This window comes from Streptomyces sp. NPDC059398 (assembly GCF_042751845.1).
GTDB lineage: Bacteria > Actinomycetota > Actinomycetes > Streptomycetales > Streptomycetaceae > Streptomyces.
This window is the reverse complement of sequence record NZ_JBHYWP010000015.1, coordinates 92,326-95,611: the sequence shown is the minus strand read 5'-3', so window position 1 is coordinate 95,611 and position 3,286 is coordinate 92,326. Positions and strand designations below refer to the sequence as shown.

2 protein-coding genes are annotated in these 3,286 nt (G+C 72.9%); one reads left to right on the top strand and one right to left on the bottom strand.

From position 1 onward, the window contains the following. Window positions 1-90: 90 nt before the first annotated feature. Complete coding sequence (locus ACFXBC_RS08380) at window positions 91-1,581, bottom strand: MFS transporter (RefSeq protein ID WP_385020142.1); 1,491 nt, start codon at window positions 1,579-1,581, stop codon at window positions 91-93. A gap of 490 nt (window positions 1,582-2,071) precedes the next feature. Here ACFXBC_RS08380 and ACFXBC_RS08375 point away from each other — a divergent pair, with 490 nt between their 5' ends. Next, complete coding sequence (locus ACFXBC_RS08375) at window positions 2,072-3,142, top strand: FAD-dependent oxidoreductase (RefSeq protein ID WP_385020139.1); 1,071 nt, start codon at window positions 2,072-2,074, stop codon at window positions 3,140-3,142. The last annotated feature ends 144 nt before the right edge of the window (window positions 3,143-3,286 follow it).

The following is a 3,286-nucleotide window of genomic DNA, read 5'->3' as shown; positions in this document are numbered from 1 at the left end:
TCCTCGTACTGGACGTACTTGGGCTTTCGGCCGGTGCGGCGAGAGTGCGTGCCGGGCGTCGCGACGGGGCAAACCTTGCCTGCCGTGGCACTAGCGGGCGGCCCGCAGCCGGTCGGACGAGCGCTTGTTGTACGCCATGAGCAGCGTGACGATCAGCACCAGAGCGATATCGATGACCGCCGCGACCTCCATCGCCCGTGCGTAGTGCGGCCCGGACACCCTGCCGGTGGCCACCGCGGGCCCCGCGATGGAGAAGAACACGGCGCCCACCAGCGAGACACCCGCCGAACTCCCGAACTGCTGGGCCGTGTTGAGCACACCCGCGCCGATCCCGGCCTGCTGCGGCTTGATGCCCAGCATCGAAGCGCCGATGAGCTGGGGCAGCACGGCGCCGTTCCCCGCGCCCGTCAGCATGATCGAGACGATGAGTCCCGGCACGGTGGTGTCCACTCCGGAGAAGTACAGCTGGAGTGCGAGCGAGGCCAGTCCGGCCATGGTGATCACACCGCCGACGACCACCACCCGCAGCCCGTACCGGCGCATCAGCCGGGAGGCGACCATGGCGCTGGACGAGAACATCACGGCGCTCGACGTCACCAGCAGACCCGCATGCAGCGGTGAGTAGCCCCGGCCGACCTGGAGGTACTGGGAGAGGGCGAACATGAAGCTGGCGAAGTAGGCGAGGAACGCGGCGCCCGCCAGCACCCCCGACGCGTACGAGCGGATCCGCAGCAGCGTCAGATCGAGCACCGGTGTGGAGCCGCGCTCCCGTACGGCCTTCTGCCAGCGGAGCGTCAGCAGACCGGCGGGCACCGACGCGACCAGGCAGATGAACGTCCAGGCCGGCCAGCCCTCGTCGTTGCCGAGGGAGAGCGGCACCAGGACGAGCGCGACGGTGAGGGCGACGCCCGCGGCGCCCAGCGGGTCGAGCCGCTGCCGCCGGGGCGGGGTCATGACGGGCAGGTACCGCCTGGCGAAGAAGATCGCCACGGCGGCGACCACCAGGTTGACCAGGAAGATCACCCGCCAGCCCAGGCCGAACAGATCGGCGTCGAGCATCAGGGCGCCGAGCACGTTCGCCGACACGGAGCCGAGCCCGCCCGCGACCCCGAACCAGGCCATCGCCTTGGGGCGGTCCTGCGGGGCGAACGTCGAGGTGATCGTCGCCAGCACCTGAGGGACCATCATGGCCCCGGTGAGCCCCTGGAGCAGCCGGGCGGCCACGAGCTGCCACGGCTCCTGGGCGATCCCGCACAGCAGTGAGGCGAAGGCGAAGGCGACCATGCCCACCATGTACAGCCTGCGGTAGCCGAACAGGTCGCCCAGTCGCCCGCCGGTGATCAGACCGCTCGCATACGCGAACGCGTAACCGGCGACTATCAGCTCCAGCATGACCGGGCCCGCGTGCAGTTCGTGCGAGATCGACGGTGCGGCGACGTTCACCACGAAGAAGTCGAACTGCGCCATGAACATCGCGGTCAACAGCACTGCCAGCATGCGCCCGTTCCCGGCGGGCGCCTCCTTCTCCGGTCCCTTTGCCGCCGCCACCGGGGCGGGGACGGCCGCGTCCGTGTCGCTCATGACGTCACACCCTTTTCCAGCGCCGCCGCCCGTGTACCGGCGCACGCTCTGCTCACTGGTCCGCTACGGACGGTATTCACGTACATCTCGGATATTAGTCATCCGTGACATACGGTGTCCACAGGAAAGCTCCCGGCCGGAGTCACACCCCCGGTCCGCCCGCCCTCCTCAACTCCGCCGCACGGCACGGTGCTTCGTGGATTTCCCGGCGGCCGGCGGGCCCGGCGGGACGCGGCCGGGCCGGGTCCGCGGGCCGTGACGCCGCACGGCGGGGTGCGCCGGCGCCCCCTGGCTTTCGGGGCGACGGTCGGTCATCATCGCCGTTCAGACCGCCTGGTCGCCGGCTGGAGCCGCGAGAGCCCACGAGGTGGAAAAGCCGTGCGCTCTCTCCCCGTTACGGCGGTGGGCCGTCCGGACTTCCGGGCCGCGAGGGGTGTGTCACCCATCCTTCGCCGCCGAGAGGACGTTTCACAACCATGCGGAATCGCCGATGCTGAGCGCGCGCGGACACGCTGTCGTCATCGGCGCGGGCGCGACCGGACTGATGGCGGCGCACGCCCTGGCCGACCTCTACGCGTGGGTGACCCTCCTCGAACAGGACCGGATCGTCACGGGGGACGACACGGCGCCCGAGTACGGCCGGCGTCTCCAGACGCTGGGCATCCTGTCGCTCCGCGACCGGGCGGTGGAGCGGCTGCTCCCCGGCTTCCTCGCCGCGCTGCGGGCCGCGGGCGCGCCCGCGGCCGACCTGCTGGGCGGCTGCCGCTGGTACCTCGGGGACAGCCCGCTCGACCGCCGGGACTCCGGACAGCCCGGCATCTCCATGAGCCGGGCCTTCCTGGTACGGGAGTTGAGAAGGCGGCTGCTGACCCGGCCGGGCGTCGGCATCGTGGACAGCTCGACCGTGACCGGGCTGGTGCTCGCCCCGAGCGGGAACCGGGTGACCGGGGTCCGGGTGCGGCCCCAGGGCGAGCACGAGCAGGTGGTCGAGGCGGATCTGGTCGTGGACGCGTCGGGGGCTGCCCCGCACTCCTCGGTCTGGCTCTCCGGGGCGGCCCCCGCCGGGCGGGGCGGCGGCGCGGGGCTGTCCGGCGGGGGCTATGTGATACGGCGCTACCGGCTGCCGGCCGGGGCGCTCGGAAGTGACATCGCGGTCGTCGCCGCACCGTCCGACGGGGTTCCCCGGTACGGATGTCTGGCGCGCGAGGAGAACGAACGCTGGGCCCTGAGCCTGGGCAGCCTCCGCGGCGATCTGCCCCGCGACAGTGCGCACACCGCCTATCTCCGCTTCACCCGGGGACTTGCCGTACCCGACATCCACGAGGCGTTGCACCACGCCGAGCCGCTGGACGACCCGGCACCGGTCACCGTCCCGCACCGGCCGCCGCAGCGTGCCCGCCGGGCGGTGCCGCGGCTGGTCGTGCTGAGCGACTGGCCCGACCGGTTCGGGCCCGCCAACTCCCGCAGTGTCACGGCCGCGGCGCTGGAGTCGCTGCTGCTGCGCGGACGTCTGGCCGGGGTTGCCGACACCCTTGGCGCCAGGCCCCCCGGACCGCTCTGACAGCGGCCGAACGGCCGGACCGCGTACGGGAACGGCGCGCCGTGGGGGGGTGGCCCCCCCGGGGGAGCCGCCGGGGCGCGGCGGCCCCCGCCCGCCCCCCCCGCGCGGGCCCCCCCCGCGCAGCAGCGACCCCGCGGTCCAGCT